We start from the raw sequence: 20,711 nt of genomic DNA, 5'->3' as shown, positions 1-20,711 counted from the left end.
ATCGCGAGCAGGCTCACTCCCACCATTGGAATGCGTCCCCCTGTGGGAGCGACGGTGCGACGATTCGACCTGCTCGCGATTGGCCGCAACTCGGTCCCTCGGCGAACACTACAGTAACTAAATAAGGACATTTGCCCCACCGTGGTTACTTACTCGCTCGTTATCCGCCGGTTGATGATCGTGTCCCTGACAATTGTCGTCAGCCGAGCCATCACCAGCCCGCTGCTCACGCTGTTCCTGAGCAACAAACTCGGCCTCAACCAACAGGACGTCGGTCTGCTGCTGGGTATCGCGGTATTCATCGCGACCCTGCTCGCGCTTTACGGCGGCTACATCATCGACCGCCTCGAAAAGCGCCGCCTGCTGATCCTCGCCATGCTCTCAAGTGCCATCGGCTTTGTATTGCTGACGTTCGCCGAAAACCTCTACCTGACCACCGCCACACTGGTGATTACCGAAACCGCCTCCGCGCTGTTCCTGATCGGATCGAAGGCGATCCTCAGCGAAAACCTGCCCATGGGCCAGCGCGCCAAGGCCTTTTCGCTGCGCTACACCTTGACCAACATCGGCTATGCCACCGGGCCGATGCTCGGCGTGGTGATTGCCGGCGTGTACCCGATTGCGCCGTTTTTGATTGCCGGCGGCATCGCGTTTTTCAGCATCTTCCTGATGATCGGGATTCCCAAGGACTCGGCCCCGGCACCCGCCATCGGTCAGCCCCAGAGCTTTCTCAAAACGCTGACCACCCTGAAAAACGACCGCACATTGATCATGTTCACCTGTGGTTGCCTGCTCAGTACCGTGGTGCACGGCCGGTTCACCCTGTACCTTTCGCAATACCTTCTGGTGACCCACGACTCCAAACGGGCCCTGGACACCATGGCCGCCCTGCTCGCATGCAACGCCATCAGCGTGATCCTGCTGCAATACCAGATCGGCCGGTTTCTCAAGCGAGAACAACTGCGCTATTGGATCGCCGGCGGCACCAGCCTGTTTATCGTCGGATTAATCGGCTTCAGCCTGGCCGATAGCCTGGTGTCGTGGTGTGTGGCCATGTTCATCTTCACCCTCGGCGAGATGATCATTTACCCCGCCGAATTCCTCTTCGTCGACACCCTGGCCCCGGAAGAACTACGCGGCAGCTATTACGGTGCACAGAACCTCGCAGCGCTCGGCGGCGCACTGAGCCCGGTGATCTGCGGCTTCCTGCTGATGCACACGCCCGCGCCCACGATGTTCTATGCCCTGAGCACACTGACCGCGATGGGTGGTTTCCTCTGTTTCATGAGCGGACGGCGGGTCGCCATACTGCAAAATTAATGCACTGAAGCCTCATTAATATGAATTTGTAAGAGTCTGGAATCAACGGCACACTGTGCCCCGTTCCTCCCCCAATAGTTGGAACAACTTCAAGGGCTTTCTGGGTATCCCAGCCAAGCCTTTTTTTTTGCTCAAGTTTTTGCCTACGGATCGATTTCATCATGCTCGCTCGCTGGTTGCCTGCCGCCATTAACACCCGACCTTCCGAATGGAGCCGCGCCGCCATCGGCATGGCCCTAGGTACGATGCTCAGCGTCTGGGTTTGCGGGCAAGTGTTTGGCATCGATGTGGCACTGCACCTGATCGGTCCACTGGGCGCTTCGGCGGTGTTGCTGTTCGCCGTGTCCTCCGGCGCCCTCGCCCAGCCGTGGTCGATTCTTGGCGGCTATCTGAGCGCCGGGGTGATTTCGCTGCTGGTCGCCCACGTGCTTGGACGAACCCTCGGCAGTGCCTGTCTGGCGGCGGGCATGGCGCTGATTCTGATGTGCTGGCTGCGTTGCCTGCATCCACCAGCCGGCGCTTTGGCGTTGACGCTGGTGTTGGCCGACCCGGCCACCATCGCCATGGACTGGAAAGCCCTCGGCCCGGTGATGCTCGGCGCCTCAGCGATGCTGCTCAGCGCCCTGGCCTACAACAACCTGACGCGCATCCGCTACCCGAAACGCGCCAGCGAACCGGTGGCCGTGATACCCGCCGACCACCCGCCCATCGACAACCAGGCGATCACCGCCCAGGACCTGAAACTGGCGTTGGCAGACATGGAAGCGTTCTTCGACGTCACCCCTGAAGACCTCGAACAACTGATTCATGCCAGTGAATTGCACGCCAAGCGGCGCAGTATCAGCGAAGTACTCAGAAACAGAATCTGACGAATCCTTGTGGGAGCGAGCCTGCTCGCGAAAGCGTACGACTATTCAACATCGAAGTTGGCTGTCACTCCGCTTTCGCGAGCAGGCTCGCTCCCACAGGTTCGGTGCAGGTTAAAAAATCAGGCCGCTGACAATTGCCGCACTGGCACCGCCAGGCTCACCGCACGCACCGACGCACCCGCACTCAGACCCAGGGTTTTCGCCGTCTGCGCATCCACAATCAACGTACCCGCCGCCACTCGCGCCGGTGCCGCCGTAATCCGGCACTCGGCAAATTGGCGGTTATGAATCAGATAAGTCGCAGCCTGCTCTCCCGGGGTGCCGATGCTCAATTGCAGCACCTGGCTGTCACGCACCGCACGGATATCCCCGGTGGCGCATTCGATCAGCGGTCCACCGTCGAAGATGTCGATGTAGTCGCGATGCTCGAAACCTTCAGCCTTGAGCATGCCCAACGCCGGTTCGGTGTTGGGATGCACCCGGCCGATCGCCGTTCGTGCCGCTTCGGGTAGCAAGCAGGTCGGCAGCGGAAACTTGGGCATCAGTTCGGCAATGAATGTCTTGTTGCCAAGGCCCGTGAGGTAGTCGGCATCAGCGAAGTCCATCTTGAAGAAGTGCCGCCCCAGGCCTTCCCAAAATGGTGATACACCGTCTTCGTCCGAGTAGCCGCGCATCTCGGCGATGACCTTGTCGCCGAAGTGCTGGCGAAACTCCGCCAGAAACAGGAACCGCGCCTTGGACAGCAACCGGCCGTTCAGCCCGCTTCGGTGATCGGCATGCAAGAACAGCGAACACAACTCCGAATGGCCGGTCATGTCGTTGCCCAGGAACAAGGTCGGCAGTTGCTGATTGATCCCGAGATTTTTCGAGGCGGCGACAAACAGACCCAGCCGATAGTTGTACCAGGGCTCACGCAGGCCGACGGCACCGGCCAGCGCACAAATGCCGATGGCTTCGTGCTGGTCGTTCTCCAGCACAAACAGATAGTCGGCATCGGCCCGTTCGGCCTTGCCCGAGAAGGTTTTCGCGGCCCATTCCAGACGCTGGCGCAAACGCGTCGCATCGGCGGGTAAAGTGGTCAAGCCGGTACCGGCGCTATGGGCCAGGGCCAGCAGTGCCGGCAAGTCTGCGGGTGTGGCGGGACGCACGATCATTGCAGTTGCTCCTTGGCAGCAAAGTGTTTGGGCAGGAAGACTTCGGCCAGCATGCAGCGAGCGCTGCCACCGCCAATGCGTTCAATGGTGTCGATATTCACCGGCAGCGGTGTGGTGTGGGTTTCGATCAAGCGGCGCTGGCCGGCATCCAGCGATTGCCAGGCCGTGCGCGACATCACCAGCACGGGTTCGCCCGCGGTGTTGTGAACTTCCAGCATGTTGCCGGCGAAGGATTCCAGCTGCGCCCAGTTCAGGGCGATGACTTGCTTGCCGCTGTCTTCCAGCCGTTTATGCAAGGCCTGGCGCTCGCCGGGTTGTGTGACAGACTCAAGGCAAGCCACGGCCAGCCGCGTGCCGACACTCATCATCACGTTGGTGTGGTAAATCGCGACACCCTGGCGGTCAACCGCGTTGAAAGCGCAGAGTTCATACCCCAGATGATCGACCAACTGATCCAGCGCACGCGCATGGGTGCGCGTGGAATAACCGGCGTAGCAAATCCGTTGCTGACGATCCAGCACCATGCTGCCGGTGCCTTCCAGGAACACTTCCTGCTGTTCGAGGCTGGAAAGGTCCAGCATCTGCTCCACCCGATACTCGTCACGCAACCAATCGAGTACCCCTTTGTCCCGTTCCAGCCGGCGGTTATGGCCCTGCATCGGGTACAGCACCAACGTGCCGTCCGGGTGGCTGCTCCACCAGTTGTTTGGGAAGATCGAGTCCGGGGTATGCGGCGCTTCGCGATCGTTGTGAACCACGACTTCGACGCCATGCTCACGCAACGCGGCGACGTAGCCATCGAACTCTTGCAGGGCTTTGAGCTGGACATCCTCCGACATCGCTGCCGGACGCTGGAAACGGTTGTTCGCCGCCGTGTCCTGATTAAAGGAGAAACGTGTCGGGCGAATCATCAAAACGGTATTGGTGGTTTGCATGGGCACGGCTTCAATGAGGGTTGAGAGGGACTCATTGTCTGTTTCGGCGCGCGGAAAACCCGGTTGATAAGGGGGTGCGGGATGATGAAAACGGCTGAAGATTCACGATCCACCAGCCGATTCTGTAGCAGCTGCCGAGCCTGCGAGGCTGCGTTCGGCGACGAAGTCGTCGTAAACCCTGTGCACTCGGTTTTACTGAAACATCGCGCCGCCTGATTTCACGACCGCTGCGCGGCCGAACGCAGCCTCGCAGGCTCGGCAGCTGCTACAACGATCGTGGGCGGYTTTATTCCATCGTGGTCTTGACCATCGCCAGTTCCGGATGGCTCACCAACTTGTCGATGTGCAAATCCGGATCGTCAAACCAGACTTCGGTCAGCACCCGGTAATGCTCCATGTCCCGGCAACGCATGCGCAGGCTGTAGTCGAACGCGCCGCTGATCAAGCGACATTCCAGCACCTGCGGGCAGGCACGGACTTTGGCCTCGAACGCCTTTTGCGCCGCCCGCCCGCTCTGGTTCGACAGCGCCACCAACACCAGCAACGATAAGCCGGGCGTTAGTTTCTTCTCATCGAGAATCGCGCCGTAACCACGGATAACCCCGAGCTGCTCGAGCTTGCGCACCCGTTCCAGGCAGGGCCTGGGCGTCAGGTGAACGCGCTCGGAAAGCTTTTGATAAGTGATGCGCCCGTCATGGCGCAACACCTCGATGATTGCCTGATCGATACGATCAAGCACGATCGACAGATCGCGGATTTCCGACATGTACTTCTTGCCTCACTTCAAACGACCCGATAGGAATTGCTGTAAACGTTCACTCTTGGGCTGATCGAGCATCGTTGCATCACCCTGCTCCTCAACCCGTCCCTGATGCAAGAACAACACTTGGCTGGACACTTGCCTGGCGAAGCCCATTTCGTGGGTCACCATCAACATCGTGCGGCCTTCTTCGGCCAGCGCCTGAATCACCTTCAACACCTCGCCCACCAGTTCCGGATCGAGTGCCGAGGTCGGTTCGTCAAACAGAAGAATCTCCGGTTCCACGGCCAATGCCCGGGCAATCGCGACACGCTGTTGCTGCCCGCCAGACAGAAATGCCGGGTATTGATCGGCGACCCGTTGCGGCAAGCCGACCTTGTCCAGATAGGCCCGCGCGCTGTCTTCGGCAGCCTTGCGACTCACCCCCAGCACCCGACACGGCGCCAATACGATGTTCTCCAGCACCGTCAGGTGACTCCACAGGTTGAAGTGCTGAAACACCATCGCCAACCGCGTGCGCAGACGCTGCAATTGCGCCGGATGCGCGACGCGCATACCGCCGGCGCCCTTGCGCGTGATGATGCGCTCGCCGTCCAGTTCGATGGCGCCTTCGTCCGCGCGCTCCAGAAAGTTGATGCAGCGCAGCATGGTGCTCTTACCCGATCCGCTGGCGCCGATCATGCTCACCACGTCCCCTGCCCGTGCATTCAACGAGACGCCCTTGAGCACTTCATTGTCACCAAAACGTTTATACAGATTTTCAACCGTGAGTTTGTACATGCGGAAAACTCCTGCAGCCGCGCCGGCCTCGACGCGACTCTGCTCTGTTCTGGAGGGAAGAATTAGTGAGCCGGACCGAGGAAACTCAGCCAGCGTTTCTCCGCCAGCCGGAATGCCCCGACCAGGCCGAAAGACAGCGTGAGGTACAGCAGACCGGCAATGCCGAAGGCCTGAAAGGTCATGAAGGTCGCGGCATTGGCATCCCGGGCGACTTTGAGGATGTCCGGAATGGTGGCGGTGAACGCCACCGACGTCGCGTGCAACATCAGGATCACTTCGTTGCTGTAATACGGCAGCGCCCGGCGCAGCGCCGAAGGCAGGATCAACTGCACATACAGGCGCCATCCGCTCAGGCCATAGGCGTGGGCGGCCTCGATTTCACCGTAGGGAATGCTGCGAATCGCCCCGGCGAAGATTTCGACGGTATAGGCACAGGTGTTCAGGGTGAACGCGAGCAACGTGCAGTTCATTGCGTCGCGAAAGAACGCTTCGAGCAGCGGTTGCGAACGTACCACCGCGATACCGTAGATACCGCTGTAGCAAATCAGCAACTGGATATACAGCGGCGTACCGCGAAACACATAGGTGAACAACTGCACCGGCCAGCGTAGCGCGCCCCATCGCGAAACCCGCAGGATCGCCAGGGGCAGCGACAGGAAGAACCCCATCACGATGCTCGCCACCAGCAACCACAAGGTCATGGCCAGGCCGGTCAGTGTGTCGCCGTCGGTGAACAGGAAGGGTTTCCAGTATTCGGCAATTAATTCGATCATCGCGCCATCCCCCGCACGCCTTGGTTATAGCGCCGCTCCAACACGCGCAAGACGTAGTTCGAAGCACTGGTGATCAGCAAATACAACGCCGCTGCCAGCAGCAAAAAGTCGAGCATGTTGAACGTGCTCTTACCGGCCTCCTGCGCCACTTTGACCAGGTCCGACAAACCAATGATCGATACCAAAGCCGTGGCCTTGAGCAACACCAGCCAGTTGTTGCCCAGGCTCGGCAATGCGAAGCGCATCATTTGCGGGAACACCACAAAGCGAAAGCGCTGCCAGCGATTCAAGCCAAAACACGCGGCAGCTTCCTGCTGACCGCGTGGCACGCTCAAAATCGCCCCGCGAAAGGTCTCGGTGAAATACGCACCGTAGATGAAACCGAGGGTGACGATGCCCGCCACGAACGGATCAATTTCCATGTAGGGCCAGCCCATGGCCTCGGTCAGGCTGCTCAGCCAGCCTTGCAAGCTGTAGAAAATCAGCAGCATCAGCACCAGATCCGGCACACCGCGAATCAGCGTCGTGTAAAAGGTCGCCGGCAGGTTCAACAGCTTCAGCGGCGACAACTTCGCCGCCGCACCGAGCAACCCCAGCGCCATGCTCACCAGCAAAGAGAGCGCCGCCAGTTTGAGGGTGACCCAGGTGCCATGCAGCAACAACGGGCCATAGCCTTGCAGGGCCGAGAGATCGACCCCGATCAGATTCAGGAAGGAATTCACGCCAGTCACCTGTCTTGAGGCGCCCCAATGGTCACTGCAACACAGCGACCGGGGCGCGAGGATCAGTTGTTGTAGAGGTCCAGATCGCCGAAGTGTTTCTGCTGGATCTGCGCGTAGATGCCCTTGTCATGCAGGGCCTTGATGGCGGCATTGAGCATGCCTTTGAGTTCTTCGTTGTCCTTGCGCACACCAATGGCGATTTCCGACGGCACCAGGGGGTCGCTGATGCCTTCGCTGTTCTGGAAGTCTGCGCCCTGAGGCGATATCAGGAAGCTCATCTGCGCTTGCAGCTTGTCCTGAATCGACGCATCGAGACGGCCGTAAACCAGGTCGGCGTACACCTGGTCCTGATTCTGATAAGCGCGCAGCTTCACGCCACCCGGCCCCAGTTTGGCCTTGGCGTAGGTTTCCTGAATCGTGCCCTGCATGTAACCGATGGTCTTGCCGCGCAGGGACTCGACGTTGGGCTGCAACCCGGAGTCTTTGCGGGTGACGATGGCGGTCGGCCCGGCATACAGGCGATCGGTGAAGTCGATCTGTTTTTTGCGTGTATCGGTGACGGTCATCGAGGACTCGATCGCATCGAATTTGCCGGCCTTGAGGCCCGGGATCAGCCCGTCAAAATCATTGCTGACCCACACGCACGTCAACTTCAGCTCGACACAGATCGCATTGCCCAGGTCCACGCCAAACCCTTGCACACCGCCATCCGCGGTGGTGGATTCAAAAGGTGGGTAGCTTGGGTTGACGCCGAAGCGCAGCTCTTTCCATTCCTTGGCGCTGGCGCCAGTGGAGCAGCACAGCAACGCAAGTGCCGGCAAGGTCAGCCATTTGATGTTCATCTTCTTGAGTCCCGGATTATTTGGAGTTATCGCGGCCTGGCGCTGGCGCCGAACCACACTTTTTGACAGGGGCAGAGAGTCGATGCGGTATTCACCGCAGCCGTATTTGTTGTTGTTATCGACCGGTCGAGCCAGTCGTCGGGGTGCAGCCGCTTCAAGCGCAGCGCAGTTGTGCTTGAAACGGACCGCCAGAATGCCAATTGCCGGGACGGCGCAGGTGTCGTAAGGCCCGGTCCAGACAGCTCAACTGCGCTGAACGCAGGCGTTTCACAGCCGATTCTGTCGTCGGTCATCGAAGAAGCCTTCGACAGCTTCTACAGGTCCAGGCCGGCGCCGCCGAAGGCTGCGAACCTTCGAGCAGCCTTAAGGCAAAAACGCAGACAGAACCTGCATATATCCGGGTTGTACATCACAAATTTGCACTGGTACGATCCAGCATCGCTCGCGCGCGAGCATCTCTATAAAGAACAATAAAAGCAGGGAGTTAGTGATGACTGCTCAGGTTTTATCGAAGGGGACTTCGTCCATGGACGCCACGCAAAACGAAGTGCTGGCCGAGGTTCGCAACCACATCGGTCACCTGACCCTCAACCGCCCCGCCGGCCTTAACGCCTTGACCCTGGACATGGTGCGCAACCTGCAACGTCAGCTGGACGCCTGGGCTCAGGATTCTCAGGTGCATGCTGTGGTGTTACGCGGTGCCGGCGAGAAAGCCTTCTGTGCCGGTGGCGATATTCGCTCGCTGTATGACAGCTACAAAAGCGGCGACACACTGCACCAGGATTTCTTTGTCGAGGAATACGCCCTCGACCTGACGATTCACCACTACCGTAAACCTGTACTCGCCTTGATGGACGGCTTCGTGCTGGGCGGCGGTATGGGCCTGGTGCAAGGCGCGGATTTGCGGGTGGTCACCGAAAAAAGCCGTCTGGCGATGCCGGAAGTTGGCATCGGTTACTTCCCGGACGTCGGCGGCAGCTATTTCCTGCCACGCATCCCCGGCGAATTGGGGATGTACCTCGGCGTCAGCGGCGTACAGATTCGCGCAGCCGATGCGCTGTATTGCGGGCTTGCCGACTGGTATCTGGACAGTAAAAAGCTGGCCACGCTTGACGAGAAGCTCGATCAGCTCGAATGGCACGACACGCCGCTCAAAGACCTCCAGGGCTTGCTGTCTAAACTCGCGGTACAGCAACTGCCCGATGCACCGTTAGAAGCATTGCGCCCGGCCATCGACCACTTCTTCGCCTTGCCCGATGTGCCGAGTATTGTTGAGCAACTGCGTGAAGTGACGATTGCTGATAGCCGTGAGTGGGCGGTCACCACCGCCGACTTGCTGCAAAGCCGTTCGCCCCTGGCCATGGGTGTGACCCTGGAAATGCTCCGTCGCGGTCGGCACTTGGATCTGGAGGATTGCTTCGCCCTTGAGCTGCACCTGGACCGTCAGTGGTTCGAGCGCGGCGACCTGATCGAAGGCGTGCGCGCCTTGCTGATAGACAAAGACAAGAGCCCGCGCTGGAATCCGCCGACCTTGCAGGCGCTGGACGCCGAGCACGTCGCGAGTTTCTTCACCGGCCTTGATGAAAGCGGGAACTGAGCCATGCACGATATCGAATTGAGTGAAGAGCAAGTCATGATCCGCGACATGGCCCGGGATTTTGCCCGTGGCGAGATCGCGCCCCACGCACAAGCCTGGGAAAAGGCTGGCTGGATCGACGACGGTCTGGTGGCGAAGATGGGTGAGCTGGGCCTGCTGGGCATGGTGGTGCCTGAAGAATGGGGCGGCACCTATGTCGACTACGTCGCCTACGCGCTGGCGGTGGAAGAGATTTCAGCGGGCGACGGTGCTACCGGTGCGCTGATGAGCATCCACAACTCCGTCGGATGCGGCCCCGTTTTGAACTATGGCACTGAAGAACAAAAACAGACCTGGCTGCCGGATCTCGCCAGCGGCCAGGCCATCGGCTGCTTCTGCCTGACCGAACCGCAAGCGGGTTCCGAAGCGCACAACCTGCGCACTCGCGCCGAACTGCGCGACGGCCAGTGGGTGATCAACGGAGCCAAGCAATTTGTCAGCAACGGCAAACGGGCGAAACTGGCGATTGTGTTTGCCGTGACCGATCCGGACCTGGGCAAGCGCGGTATATCGGCGTTTCTGGTGCCGACCGACACCGCCGGTTTTATCGTGGATCGCACCGAACACAAGATGGGCATCCGCGCCTCCGACACCTGCGCAGTGACGCTGAACAACTGCACGATTCCCGAAGCCAACCTGCTAGGTGAACGTGGCAAAGGCCTGGCCATCGCCCTGTCCAACCTCGAAGGCGGCCGCATCGGCATCGCCGCGCAAGCGTTGGGCATTGCCCGTGCGGCGTTCGAATCAGCGCTGGCTTATTCACGGGATCGGGTGCAGTTCGGCAAAACGATCAATGAACACCAGAGCATCGCCAATATGCTCGCCGACATGCACATGCAGTTGAACGCCGCGCGATTGCTCATCCTGCACGCGGCACGCCTGCGCACAGCCGGCAAACCCTGCCTGTCGGAAGCATCACAGGCCAAACTATTCGCCTCGGAAATAGCCGAGAAGGTGTGCTCGTCCGCGATTCAGATTCATGGCGGTTATGGGTATCTGGAAGACTATCCGGTGGAGAAGTACTACCGGGATGCGCGGATCACGCAGATTTACGAAGGGTCGAGCGAGATTCAACGAATGGTGATCGCCCGCGAACTCAAAAACTATCTGGTTTGAAGCCTTAAAAGCTTCGCGAGCAAGCTCGGCTCCTACAGGATTGCGTATAACCTGTGGGAGCCGGGCTTGCCCGCGATGGCGTCAGCAAGAACGCTACATTACTTACCGACGAACTCCGCCTCACGCTTGGCAATAAACGCCGCCATCCCTTCCTTCTGATCCTGCGTCGCAAACGCCGCATGGAACACCCGACGCTCAAAGCGCACGCCTTCGGACAGGCTCACTTCAAATGCGCGGTTGACGCTTTCCTTGACCATCATCGCAATCGGCAGCGACTTCTTCGCGATCAACGCCGCGACTTTCAGCGCTTCGTCCAACAGTTCATCCGCCGGGACGATCCGCGCGACGATTCCGCAGCGCTCCGCTTCCACGGCATCGATCAAACGCCCGCTCAGACACATTTCCATGGCCTTGGCCTTGCCCACGGCGCGGGTCAGGCGCTGGGTGCCGCCCATGCCCGGCAGCACGCCGAGGTTGATTTCCGGCTGGCCGAATTTGGCGTTGTCGCCAGCCAGGATGAAGTCGCACATCAGTGCCAGTTCACAACCACCGCCCAGGGCAAAACCGTTGACCGCCGCGATGATCGGCTTGCGGCGGTTGGCCACGCGGTCGCTGTCGCTGAACAAGTCGTCGATGTAGATTTGCGGATAGGTCAGCTCGGCCATTTCCTTGATGTCGGCACCGGCGGCGAAGGCTTTTTTCGAGCCGGTCAGCACGATGCAGCCGATGTTCGAGTCGGCTTCCAGTCCATCGAGGGCGTGGTTCAGTTCGCTGACGATCTGCGCATTCAATGCGTTCAGCGCTTGCGGGCGGTTCAAGGTAATCAGGCCGACGCGACCCTGGATTTCCAGCAAAATCGTTTCGTAACTCACAGATGGACTCCTTCTTATAAATTGCGCGAGATAACCATGCGTTGAATATCGCTGGTGCCTTCGTAGATCTGGCAGACCCGCACGTCGCGGTAGATCCGCTCCAGCGGGAAGTCGTTGAGGTAACCGTAACCGCCGAGGGTTTGCAACGCCGAAGAACAGACCTTTTCGGCCATTTCCGAGGCGAACAGTTTGGCCATGGACGCTTCGACCAGTGCCGGTTTACCGCTGTCCCTCAATGCCGCCGCGTAATGCACCATCTGCCGGGCCACGGCGATTTGCGTGGCCATATCGGCCAGACGGAATGCAACCGCCTGGTGTTCGATGATCGGCTTGCCAAAACTCTCGCGCTCACGGGCGTAATCGCGGGCCGCTTCGAAGGCGGCGCGGGCCATGCCCACCGATTGCGAAGCGATGCCGACGCGGCCGCCTTCGAGGTTGGCCAAGGCAATTCGGTAACCTTCGCCCTCCTCGCCCAGACGGTTTGCGACCGGGACTTTCACGTCTTCAAACAGAATCTGGCAGGTGTCGGACGCGTGCTGACCGAGTTTGTCTTCGACTCGGGCGACTTTGTAGCCTGGCGAATCGGTCGGCACGATCAGCGCGGTGATGCCACGTTTGCCGGCGCTCGGGTCAGTGACAGCGAATACAATCACCACCCCGGCGTTCTGCCCGGAGGTAATGAACTGCTTGCAGCCATTGAGCACGTAGTGATCGCCTTCCAGACGCGCGCGGGTTTTCAAGCCGCTGGCGTCGGAACCGGCTTGCGGTTCGGTCAAGGCAAAGGCGCCCAGCATCGCTCCGCTGGCCAAGGGCTTGAGGAAGCGCTCTTTCTGGTCGTCGTTGCCGTAGTGGAGGATCGGCACGCAACCGACCGAGTTATGCACGCTCATGATGGTCGAGCACGCGCCGTCACCGGCGGCGATTTCTTCCAGCGCCATGGCGTAGGCTAGGTATCCGGTGTCGCAACCACCCCACTGCTCCGGCACCAACATGCCGAAGAAGCCCAGCGCGGCCATTTCACCGATGGCTTCCTTGGGGAAGCGGTGCTCGCGATCCCACTCGGCGGCGAACGGTTTCAGCCGTTCCTGGGCAAACTGCCGGGCCGCTTCGCTGATCTGCAGTTGTTCGTCATTGGGAATCATGCCAAATCCTTAAAAATAAGCCCTGTAGGAGCCGAGCTTGCTCGCGATGGCGATCTCAAGGCCCCCATCGCCGGCAAGCCGTGCTCCTACAAGAGGCATTCAACGGCCATGGCCGTGGCTTCGCCGCCGCCGATGCAGATTGCTGCAACGCCGCGTTTCAGGCCTTTCTGGCGCAGGGCAGAGAGCAAGGTTACGAGAATCCGCGCACCAGACGCACCGATCGGGTGGCCCAAGGCGCACGCGCCGCCGTGAACGTTGACCTTCTCGTGGGGGATTTCCAGTTTGGCCATGGTCACCAGACTGACCACAGCGAAAGCTTCGTTCACTTCGAACAGATCGACCTGGTCCAGCGACCAGCCGGTTTTCTTCATCAGCTTTTTGATCGCGCCCACCGGTGCCACCGGGAACAAGCCCGGGGTGTCAGCAAACGCTGCGTGCCCGTGAATCACTGCCAGCGGTTTCAGCCCTTGTTTCTCGGCTTCGGAACGGCGCATCAACACCAGTGCCGCCGCGCCATCGGAGATCGAGCTGGAGTTCGCCGCTGTCACCGTGCCGCCGTCGCGGAACGCCGGTTTCAACGAAGTAATCTTGTCCAGCTTGGCTTTCGGCGGCTGTTCGTCATTGCTGATCAGCACCTGTTCTTTACCGACCATGACCGACACCGGGACGATCTCGGCATTGAAGCTGCCGTCCTTGATCGCCTGCTGCGCGCGGGTGGTCGAAGCGATGGCAAACGTGTCTTGAGCTTCGCGGGTGAAGCCGTTGGTTTCGGCGCAATCCTCGGCAAAGGTGCCCATCAGGCGCCCCTTGTCGTAGGCATCTTCCAGGCCGTCGAGGAACATGTGATCGAGCACACGACCGTGGCCCATGCGATAGCCGCTACGCGCGCGGTCCTGCAGATAAGGCGCGTTGGACATGCTTTCCATGCCCCCCGCCACCACCACGTCGGCGCTGCCGGCCACCAACATGTCGTGGGCCAGAATCGCCGCTTCCATGCCCGAACCGCACATCTTGTTCAGCGTGGTGCAACGGGTCGACTTATCCAGCCCGGCCCCTAGCGCTGCCTGACGTGCCGGTGCCTGGCCGAGGCCGGCGGACAGTACGCAGCCGAACAGCACTTCTTCGACCGACTCGGCTTTGATGCCGGCGCGTTCGACCGCCGCGCGGATCGCTGCTGCGCCGAGTTGCGGCGCAGTCAGACTTTTCAGTTCGCCCTGAAAACCGCCCATGGGGGTACGGACGGCGCTGACGATAACGATGGGATCGTTGGCAATTGTCATGACAAATCTCCTTACTTGGCGGCCATGCGCAAGGCACCGTCGAGACGGATCACCTCGCCATTGAGCATGCTGTTTTCAATGATATGCCGGACCAGCGCGGCGTACTCGCCCGGTTTGCCCAGGCGCGGCGGGAATGGCACGCCAGCGGCCAGCGAATCGCGGACTTCCTGCGTCATGCCGGCCATCATCGGCGTTTCGAAAATGCCCGGAGCGATGGTCATCACACGGATGCCAAAGCGCGCCAGTTCACGGGCGGCGGGCAAGGTCAGGCTGACAATGGCACCTTTGGAGGCGGCATAAGCAGCCTGGCCGATCTGGCCGTCGTAGGCGGCAGCCGAAGCGGTGTTGATGATCACGCCGCGCTCGCCGTCGGCATCCGGCTCGGTTTCAGCAATGGCAGCAGACGCCAGGCGCAGCATGTTGAAGCTGCCGATCAGGTTGACGTTGATCACCTGGCTGAAACTGGCCAAAGCATGTGGGCCGTTTTTGCCGAGGATTTTCTCGCCACGCACGATACCGGCGCAATTGACCAGCCCATTCAGGCCGCCAAAGGCTTTGACCGTCGCCTGCACCGCCGCTTCGGCAGCCGCTTCGTTGCTGATGTCCGCGACCACGCTTTGCGCGCCCAGACGCTGGGCCTGCGCCGCAACGGCCTCGGCATTCATGTCCACCAGCATCACTTTGGCGCCGGCTGCGACCAGCATTTCAGCCGTTGCAGCACCCAGACCGGAAGCACCGCCGGTGACGAGAAAAACCTTGTTTTCGATCTGCATCATTGTTTCCTTGGATTCAAGCTGAAACGTTCTTTGCCGCGGCCTCTTGAGCCTTGGCGATTTCCTGGTTGCGCAAGATAAAGCGCTGCAATTTGCCGCTTGGGGTTTTCGGCAACTCGCTGACAAATTCAATTTCACGGGGATAGGAATGCGCCGCCAGACGCTTGCGCACATGTTGGCGCAACTCTTCGGCCAGCTCCGGCGTGGCGCGGTATTGCTCGCAAATCACGACGAAGGCTTTGACCAGTTCGGTGCGCTCCGGATCGGGTTTGCCAACCACAGCCGCCTCGATCACGGCCGGATGTTCGATCAACGCACTTTCCACGTCGAATGGGCCGACGCGGTAGCCGGATGTGGTGATCACGTCATCACTGCGACCGACGAAGCTGATGCTGCCGTCCGGGTTCCACTCCACGGTGTCACCACTTAAATAATAGTCGCCGACGAACGCTTTGGTCGGCGCGCCTTCGTAGCCATTGAACCAGCACATGGGTGACTGGGTGCGGTCTATGGCCAGAATGCCTGGCTGGCCGACGCCAAGTTCTTTGTATTGGTCGTCCAGCACCACGATGCGGTGGCCAGGTGAAGCAAAACCGGCGGCGCCGACATGGACCGGATGCTCCAGTGCGTGGTGGTTGCACAGGACCATGCCCAGTTCGGTCTGGCCGTAATGGTCGTGGATGACCACGCCAAGATTGTCGGCAAACCAGCGGATCACTTCCGGGTTAAGCGGCTCGCCGGCGCTGCTGACGATGCGCAGCTTGCCCTTGATCGATTTGGCGAACTCGTCGCCGCCAGCGATCAGCAGACGGTAAGCCGTCGGTGAACCGGTAAGGTTGGTGATCCCATATTTGTTGATCACCCGGCAGGTGCTTTCGAGGGTGAACGGACCATCGTAAAAGGTGATCGGATGCCCCATCGCCATCGGCCCGGTGACGCCGAAATAGATGCCGTAGGCCCAGCCCGGATCGGCAACGTTCCAGAACGCGTCTTCGGGGCGCAAATCCACGGCGTCGCGGGTGTAGCTCTGGAACGCGACGATGGCTTTGAGCGGCACCGACAACGCTTTCGACGGGCCGGTGGTGCCCGAGGTGAACATCAGCAGGAACGGGTCTTCGCCGGTCAGCAGCACCGGTTCGCAATCTGGGGAATAATTGGCCAGCTCGGCCCAGAAGCTGTAATCGCCACGGACGATACCTTGGCCTTTTGCACCGCCGACGGTGACGATGGTCGGGCAGTCGGCCACTTCAGCGAGTTTCGAGCGATTGACCGCGTCGGTCACCACGACTTTGGCAGCCGAGCTGCCGAGGCGGTGTTCGATGGCTTTCGGGCCAAAAGCGGTAAACAGCGGCTGATACACCGCACCGATGCGCCAGGTGGCAAACACGGTGATCAATAATTCGATGTTACGTGGCAGGAGACCGGCGACCTTGTCGCCCTTCTTCACCCCTTGGGCCAGCAGGAAATTGGCAAAGCGCGCGGCTTTGTCCTGCAAGTCGCTGAAGGTGTACGTGGCGCTGGCGCCGTCGCGACCTTCCCAGAACAGCGCGATGCGCCCTGGCAAAGCATGTCGGTCGCAACACTCGACACAGGCGTTGAGGGCTTGCAGGGAACCGCTGAGCGCGGCGTCGACGGTGTGCTGATAATTGAACTGTGATGAAGCAGACAGATAATCGCGCATTGCCAGAATCCCTTTGTATTTTTATTAGGCTGGGGGAACCGTAAAAAACCAGAGAAATACTCGCTCCGTGGGCAGTACAGGGCAATGGTCAAAGTTATCAAGTTGCTTGACTGGTTTGGCCAAGATTTGAAGGATGTATCGCCTGGACGGATGCCATCGCTGGCAAGCCAGGCTCCTACAGAGGATTTTGGTGTGGCTTAGGGAGTGTTCAAACCACAACCCCCTGTAGGAGCCTGGCTTGCCAGCGATGGCGTCGGCACAAGCACGACAACGGAGGATCAGTGAGCTTCGTTCAGAATCAAACTCCGGTAATGCCCCGGATTAGACCCCGACCACTTGCGAAACGCCTTGTAGAACGAACTGGCATCAGCAAACCCCAACCGCGTGGCGATCTCGGCAAAGCTGATATTCGGCTCCGCCAGCCAGACAATGGCCAGTTCCTTGCGCACGCTGTCCTTGAGCCCTTGATAGGTCTGCCCTTCCTCCGCCAGGCGCCGGCGTAAGGTCGAGGCCGACATGCACAGTTGCTGCGCCAGCGGCTCGGTTTCCGGCCACTGTGCGGCGGGGAGTTGCCGCAAATCGTGTTTGATCCGGCTTGCCAGGCTCTCTGGATCACGGTACTTGACCAGAATATTGGCCGGTGCATGGGCCAGAAAGCGCTTGAGTTCTTCAGCGCTGCGCTTGATCGGCAAATCCAGGCAGTCGGCCGAGAAAATCATCCGGGTGCGCGGCCGGTCAAAGCGCAGGTTCTCGGAGAACATCACCTGATAGTCATCGCAAAAATCCGGCGCCGCACAGCGTAACTCTACCGCCAGAATCGGTATCCGCCGTCCAGCCAGCCAGCAGGCAACGCCATGAACGATCATCCAATAGGTGAAATAGGTAAAGGCGCGGCGCGGGTCCTGGTCGTCTTCCAACAACACGATTTCGGCCAGGCTTTGTTGGCGAACCAGTTGCGCGGGCATGTGTTCAAGCATTAACGACAGAAAGCTCAGGCCTGACGTCAGCCCGGCGCCAAGGCTCGGCTGGACCATCGAACAGCGGCACAGAAACTCCAGGCTGCCGGACTTGAGCTTGCGCGGGTCCATGCCAAAAAACTCGTCGTCGCCGCGCCGGGCCAGTAAGCGCCAGAGCCGCGCATACGCGGTGGCCGGGACGCGGGCATTGGCGTTTTGCAGCAGCGCTGGTTCGATACCGACCTTGTTCAACACCTCTTCGGTGGCCTGGCCGGGGGCGCAACTTTGCAGCAGCGCTTCGCGCACCAGTTGAATGGAGATGGTGTCTTTTTCCGACATTGAGCGCGGTGAGCCTTGTTGTTTTTTGAGTGCGGGCATCTTACCGCACGCAGCTCCCTGTAGGAGATCCGCTGTGGGCCAGAACTCCTGTAGGAGCGGCGGTGCGACGATTCGACTTGCCCGCGATGGCATTATCACTGCCACCGATATTCCTCCAGCTTGCACCTAACCCGCGCTACCATCTCCCGCAAACTATAAAAGCTCACGGAAGACTCACCCATGACCACCCCCGCCTTCGACCTGCGCCCCTTAATGGTTGCCAACATGGCCTGCTCCATGTCGATGATGGCGTTCGTCTCGCTGATCGGCCCGATTGCCCGGGTACTGGGCCTTGCCACCTGGCAGGCCGGTGCGGCGGTGACGGTGTCCGGGGTGATCTGGATGCTGCTCGCCCGCCCTTGGGGCCAGGCCAGTGACCGCTATGGTCGGCGACGTATTCTATTGATCGCCACAGCTGGCTTCACCCTCGCCTATTGGGCCTTGTGCCTGTTCATCGACGCGTCCTTGCGCTTACTGCCGTCGGCACTGCTGGGGTTTATCGGCTTGATGATCGGGCGCGGATTGATCGGCGTGTTCTACGCAGCGATCCCGGTGGGTGGCAACGCATTGATTGCTGACAACATCGAACCGCAACACCGTGCCAAAGCCATGGCGGCTTTGGGCGCCGCCAACGCCTGCGGCCTGGTGATCGGGCCGGCCATCGCCGCGTTGCTGTCGCGTTTCAGTTTGAGCCTGCCGTTCTATGCCATGGCCGTCCTGCCGTTGCTGGCCTTTCTGGTGTTGCGCTTCAAGCTCAAGGGCCAGGAACTGCACCTGCGGCAAGCACCGCGCAAGGTGCGCCTGAACGACCCACGCCTGCGCCGGCCTATGGCGGTCGCATTTGTGGCGATGCTGTGTGTGTCGATCGCGCAGATCACCGTCGGTTTCTTCGCCCTGGACCGGCTCGGCATGAGCCCGGCCGACGCCGCGCAAACGGCGGGCATTGCGCTGACCATGGTCGGTTTTGCATTGATCTTTGCGCAATTGGTGGTGCGCCGTCTCGAATGGCCGCCGCTGCGGTTGATCCGCGCCGGTGCGCTGGTGGCATCCGTGGGATTTGCTGGCAGCATCCTTGCGAATACCGCGTGGGGTTTGTGGCTGTGCTTTTTCGTTTCGGCGGGCGGAATGGGGCTGGTTTTTCCGTCATTCGCCGCACTGGCAGCGAATGCCGTGGACGCCTCGGAGCAAGGCGCGACCGCAGGCTCCATTGGCGCGGCGCAAGGGTTTGGCGTGGTCATCGGGCCGTTGGCGGCCACGTTGATCTATGACCTCGAACCACGCCTGCCCTACCTGGTGGCCGCTGCGCTGCTGCTATTGGTGGCCCTGTGGCCAAAGCCCCCGGCAGCGTTAAGCGTTACAGAATCCGATAGAGCAAACGCTCAATCCGCACCCGACTGACGCGCGTAAGGAACTTGGCCACGGCCGGCGGGTAGTCCAGCAGCGTTTCGAGGTCCTGGTAACGCTCGATGCGGCTGGTGTTCTGGAAAATTTCGACCAGTTCGGCCTTGCGTGGCTCAAGCAATTCGCCCTTCGGGTCATCGATCAGCAGCGCGTTTTCCAAATCAAGACGGAAGGCCCGCGGGTTGAGGTTGTTGCCGGTCAGCAAGGTATAGCGCTGGTCGATCCACATACCTTTGAGGTGATAGGTGTTGTCGCCATCACGCCACAAATGCAGGTTCAGTTTGCCGCTGTCGATGCTGTGCTGATGCTTTTTGGCAAAGCGTCGCAGGCTGATCTCGTACAGATACGGCAGCGCTGCGATCACCTTGAACGGCTCGCTCGGCGGGATGTAGAAATCGTTGGCGGTTTTGTCGCCGACCACAATGTCGACCTTCACGCCCCGACCCAGCGCCCGGTTGATTTCCCGGGTCACTGCCAACGGCAGGTTGAAGTACGGCGTGCAGATGGTCAGTTGGTGCTGGGCACTGGCGATCAACTCGCAAATCACCCGGTTCAATGGATTGTTCTTGCCAACTCCAAGCAACGGGCTAACCGACAAACCGCCCTTCAGCGTGGTGCCCGCCGTGGTGTCGTACGTCGCGTGCTTGAGTCGGCTACGCAAGTCGCCGATGTCGTGGCGCAGGCTACGGGTGGTCGGCAGGTTCGGCAAATCGAGACGGTGCACGGCTTTGGACGCAATGAAACCGTGCTGGATCAGATGCTGCATAGAATTGGCCAGCGCCTGGTTCTGCAGTACGTGATATCGGTCGAATCGGTATTTATCGAATTTGTGCAGGTAAACGTTGTTCAGGCTCGCACCGCTGTAAATCACGCAATCATCGATCACGAAGCCCTTCAAATGCAGCACGCCGAACAGTTCGCGCGTTTGCACCGGTACGCCATACACCGGCACTTCACTTGCACGGGTGCGGGTCGCTTCCTGATACCACGCCGAGTTGCCGGGTTGCTTGCCGGCACCAATCAGACCGCGCTGGGCGCGCAGCCAGTCCACCACCACGACTACGTCCAGTTCCGGACGCGCGAGTTTGGCGGCGTGCAAGGCATCGAGAATTTCCTGGCCGGCCTCATCCTGTTGCAGATACAGCGCGACGATATAGATGCGGTGCGTGGCCTGGGCGATTTTCTCCAGCAGGCAACGACGAAACTCGGCAGCGCCGGAAAGGATGGTGACGGCATCGGCGGTCAGCGGARAACTGCGCAGTTTGGGCAGCAGAGAGCGTTTGAAAAGCGACGGCATAGGGCTCGCAGTGGGTCGAATCCA

Annotated in this window: 19 protein-coding genes; 5 read left to right on the top strand and 14 right to left on the bottom strand. The window is 60.2% G+C overall.

The genetic code is table 11. The features are described 5' to 3' along the window. Positions 1 to 141 precede the first annotated feature (141 nt). Together AC1DWM_RS03540 and AC1DWM_RS03535 are read left to right on the top strand one after the other, a co-directional pair. Positions 142 to 1,320, top strand: a complete 1,179-nt coding sequence (locus AC1DWM_RS03540) for an MFS transporter (protein WP_223513630.1) — start codon at positions 142 to 144, stop codon at positions 1,318 to 1,320. 161 nt (positions 1,321 to 1,481) lie between these two features. Further along, the gene (locus AC1DWM_RS03535; RefSeq protein WP_223513627.1) at positions 1,482 to 2,189 is read left to right on the top strand and encodes an HPP family protein; all 708 of its coding nucleotides are present in this window, start codon (positions 1,482 to 1,484) and stop codon (positions 2,187 to 2,189) included. A 119-nt stretch (positions 2,190 to 2,308) separates the two neighbouring features. Here AC1DWM_RS03535 and astA read toward each other — a convergent pair whose 3' ends face one another. The 7 genes from astA to AC1DWM_RS03500 form a co-directional block, all read right to left on the bottom strand. Then, positions 2,309 to 3,343, bottom strand: a complete 1,035-nt coding sequence (gene astA / locus AC1DWM_RS03530; RefSeq protein WP_223513623.1) for an arginine N-succinyltransferase — start codon at positions 3,341 to 3,343, stop codon at positions 2,309 to 2,311. Beyond that, entirely contained in the window at positions 3,340 to 4,278 is a 939-nt protein-coding gene (gene ctlX / locus AC1DWM_RS03525; RefSeq protein ID WP_223513620.1) for a citrulline utilization hydrolase CtlX, read from the bottom strand. Before ctlX ends, astA begins: the two co-directional genes overlap by 4 nt. 286 nt (positions 4,279 to 4,564) lie before the next feature. Continuing rightward, a complete protein-coding gene (locus tag AC1DWM_RS03520; protein ID WP_223513617.1) occupies positions 4,565 to 5,044 on the bottom strand; it encodes an Lrp/AsnC family transcriptional regulator in 480 nt (159 codons plus the stop codon). Between the two features lie 12 nt (positions 5,045 to 5,056). Then, positions 5,057 to 5,818: an ABC transporter ATP-binding protein gene (locus AC1DWM_RS03515; RefSeq protein WP_477794629.1), complete on the bottom strand. Its 762-nt coding sequence runs from the start codon at positions 5,816 to 5,818 to the stop codon at positions 5,057 to 5,059. 62 nt (positions 5,819 to 5,880) lie between these two features. Continuing rightward, entirely contained in the window at positions 5,881 to 6,591 is a 711-nt protein-coding gene (locus tag AC1DWM_RS03510) for an ABC transporter permease (RefSeq protein ID WP_223513612.1), read from the bottom strand. After that, on the bottom strand, positions 6,588 to 7,313 hold the full coding sequence (locus AC1DWM_RS03505; RefSeq protein ID WP_223513609.1) for an ABC transporter permease: 726 nt from the start codon (positions 7,311 to 7,313) through the stop codon (positions 6,588 to 6,590). The genes AC1DWM_RS03510 and AC1DWM_RS03505 overlap by 4 nt, the downstream gene beginning before the upstream one ends. A 62-nt stretch (positions 7,314 to 7,375) precedes the next feature. Further along, positions 7,376 to 8,155: a transporter substrate-binding domain-containing protein gene (locus AC1DWM_RS03500; protein WP_223513605.1), complete on the bottom strand. Its 780-nt coding sequence runs from the start codon at positions 8,153 to 8,155 to the stop codon at positions 7,376 to 7,378. A gap of 490 nt (positions 8,156 to 8,645) precedes the next feature. On the opposite strand from AC1DWM_RS03500, the gene AC1DWM_RS03495 reads away from it, so the two are divergent. Both AC1DWM_RS03495 and AC1DWM_RS03490 read left to right on the top strand, forming a co-directional pair. Next, positions 8,646 to 9,752: an enoyl-CoA hydratase/isomerase family protein gene (locus AC1DWM_RS03495; RefSeq protein WP_223513603.1), complete on the top strand. Its 1,107-nt coding sequence runs from the start codon at positions 8,646 to 8,648 to the stop codon at positions 9,750 to 9,752. Positions 9,753 to 9,755: 3 nt separating this feature from the next. Next, positions 9,756 to 10,907 (top strand): acyl-CoA dehydrogenase family protein, encoded by a 1,152-nt coding sequence (locus AC1DWM_RS03490; protein ID WP_477794628.1) that lies wholly within the window; start codon positions 9,756 to 9,758, stop codon positions 10,905 to 10,907. A 98-nt stretch (positions 10,908 to 11,005) separates the two neighbouring features. Here AC1DWM_RS03490 and AC1DWM_RS03485 read toward each other — a convergent pair whose 3' ends face one another. From AC1DWM_RS03485 to AC1DWM_RS03460, 6 genes are all read right to left on the bottom strand, one after another. Next, complete coding sequence (locus tag AC1DWM_RS03485; RefSeq protein WP_223513596.1) at positions 11,006 to 11,779, bottom strand: enoyl-CoA hydratase; 774 nt, start codon at positions 11,777 to 11,779, stop codon at positions 11,006 to 11,008. A gap of 14 nt (positions 11,780 to 11,793) precedes the next feature. Beyond that, complete coding sequence (locus AC1DWM_RS03480) at positions 11,794 to 12,921, bottom strand: acyl-CoA dehydrogenase (protein ID WP_150779819.1); 1,128 nt, start codon at positions 12,919 to 12,921, stop codon at positions 11,794 to 11,796. 86 nt (positions 12,922 to 13,007) lie between these two features. Continuing rightward, positions 13,008 to 14,201, bottom strand: a complete 1,194-nt coding sequence (locus tag AC1DWM_RS03475; protein ID WP_477794627.1) for an acetyl-CoA C-acyltransferase — start codon at positions 14,199 to 14,201, stop codon at positions 13,008 to 13,010. Positions 14,202 to 14,212: 11 nt separating this feature from the next. Continuing rightward, positions 14,213 to 14,974, bottom strand: a complete 762-nt coding sequence (locus AC1DWM_RS03470) for an SDR family NAD(P)-dependent oxidoreductase (protein WP_223513590.1) — start codon at positions 14,972 to 14,974, stop codon at positions 14,213 to 14,215. A gap of 16 nt (positions 14,975 to 14,990) precedes the next feature. Then, positions 14,991 to 16,655 (bottom strand): AMP-binding protein, encoded by a 1,665-nt coding sequence (locus AC1DWM_RS03465; protein WP_223513588.1) that lies wholly within the window; start codon positions 16,653 to 16,655, stop codon positions 14,991 to 14,993. Between the two features lie 278 nt (positions 16,656 to 16,933). Then, entirely contained in the window at positions 16,934 to 17,950 is a 1,017-nt protein-coding gene (locus AC1DWM_RS03460; protein ID WP_477794652.1) for an AraC family transcriptional regulator, read from the bottom strand. 219 nt (positions 17,951 to 18,169) lie between these two features. On the opposite strand from AC1DWM_RS03460, the gene AC1DWM_RS03455 reads away from it, so the two are divergent. Beyond that, positions 18,170 to 19,387 (top strand): MFS transporter, encoded by a 1,218-nt coding sequence (locus AC1DWM_RS03455; protein ID WP_223513587.1) that lies wholly within the window; start codon positions 18,170 to 18,172, stop codon positions 19,385 to 19,387. On the opposite strand, the gene pssA is transcribed toward AC1DWM_RS03455, so the two are convergent. Further along, complete coding sequence (pssA, locus tag AC1DWM_RS03450) at positions 19,344 to 20,687, bottom strand: CDP-diacylglycerol--serine O-phosphatidyltransferase (RefSeq protein WP_477794626.1); 1,344 nt, start codon at positions 20,685 to 20,687, stop codon at positions 19,344 to 19,346. The two genes, AC1DWM_RS03455 and pssA, sit on opposite strands and share 44 nt — an antisense overlap. Positions 20,688 to 20,711: the final 24 nt, after the last annotated feature.

The sequence above is a fragment of the Pseudomonas sp. P4_C8 genome (genome assembly GCF_056401975.1).
This window is presented reverse-complemented; position numbering and strand designations above follow the sequence as displayed.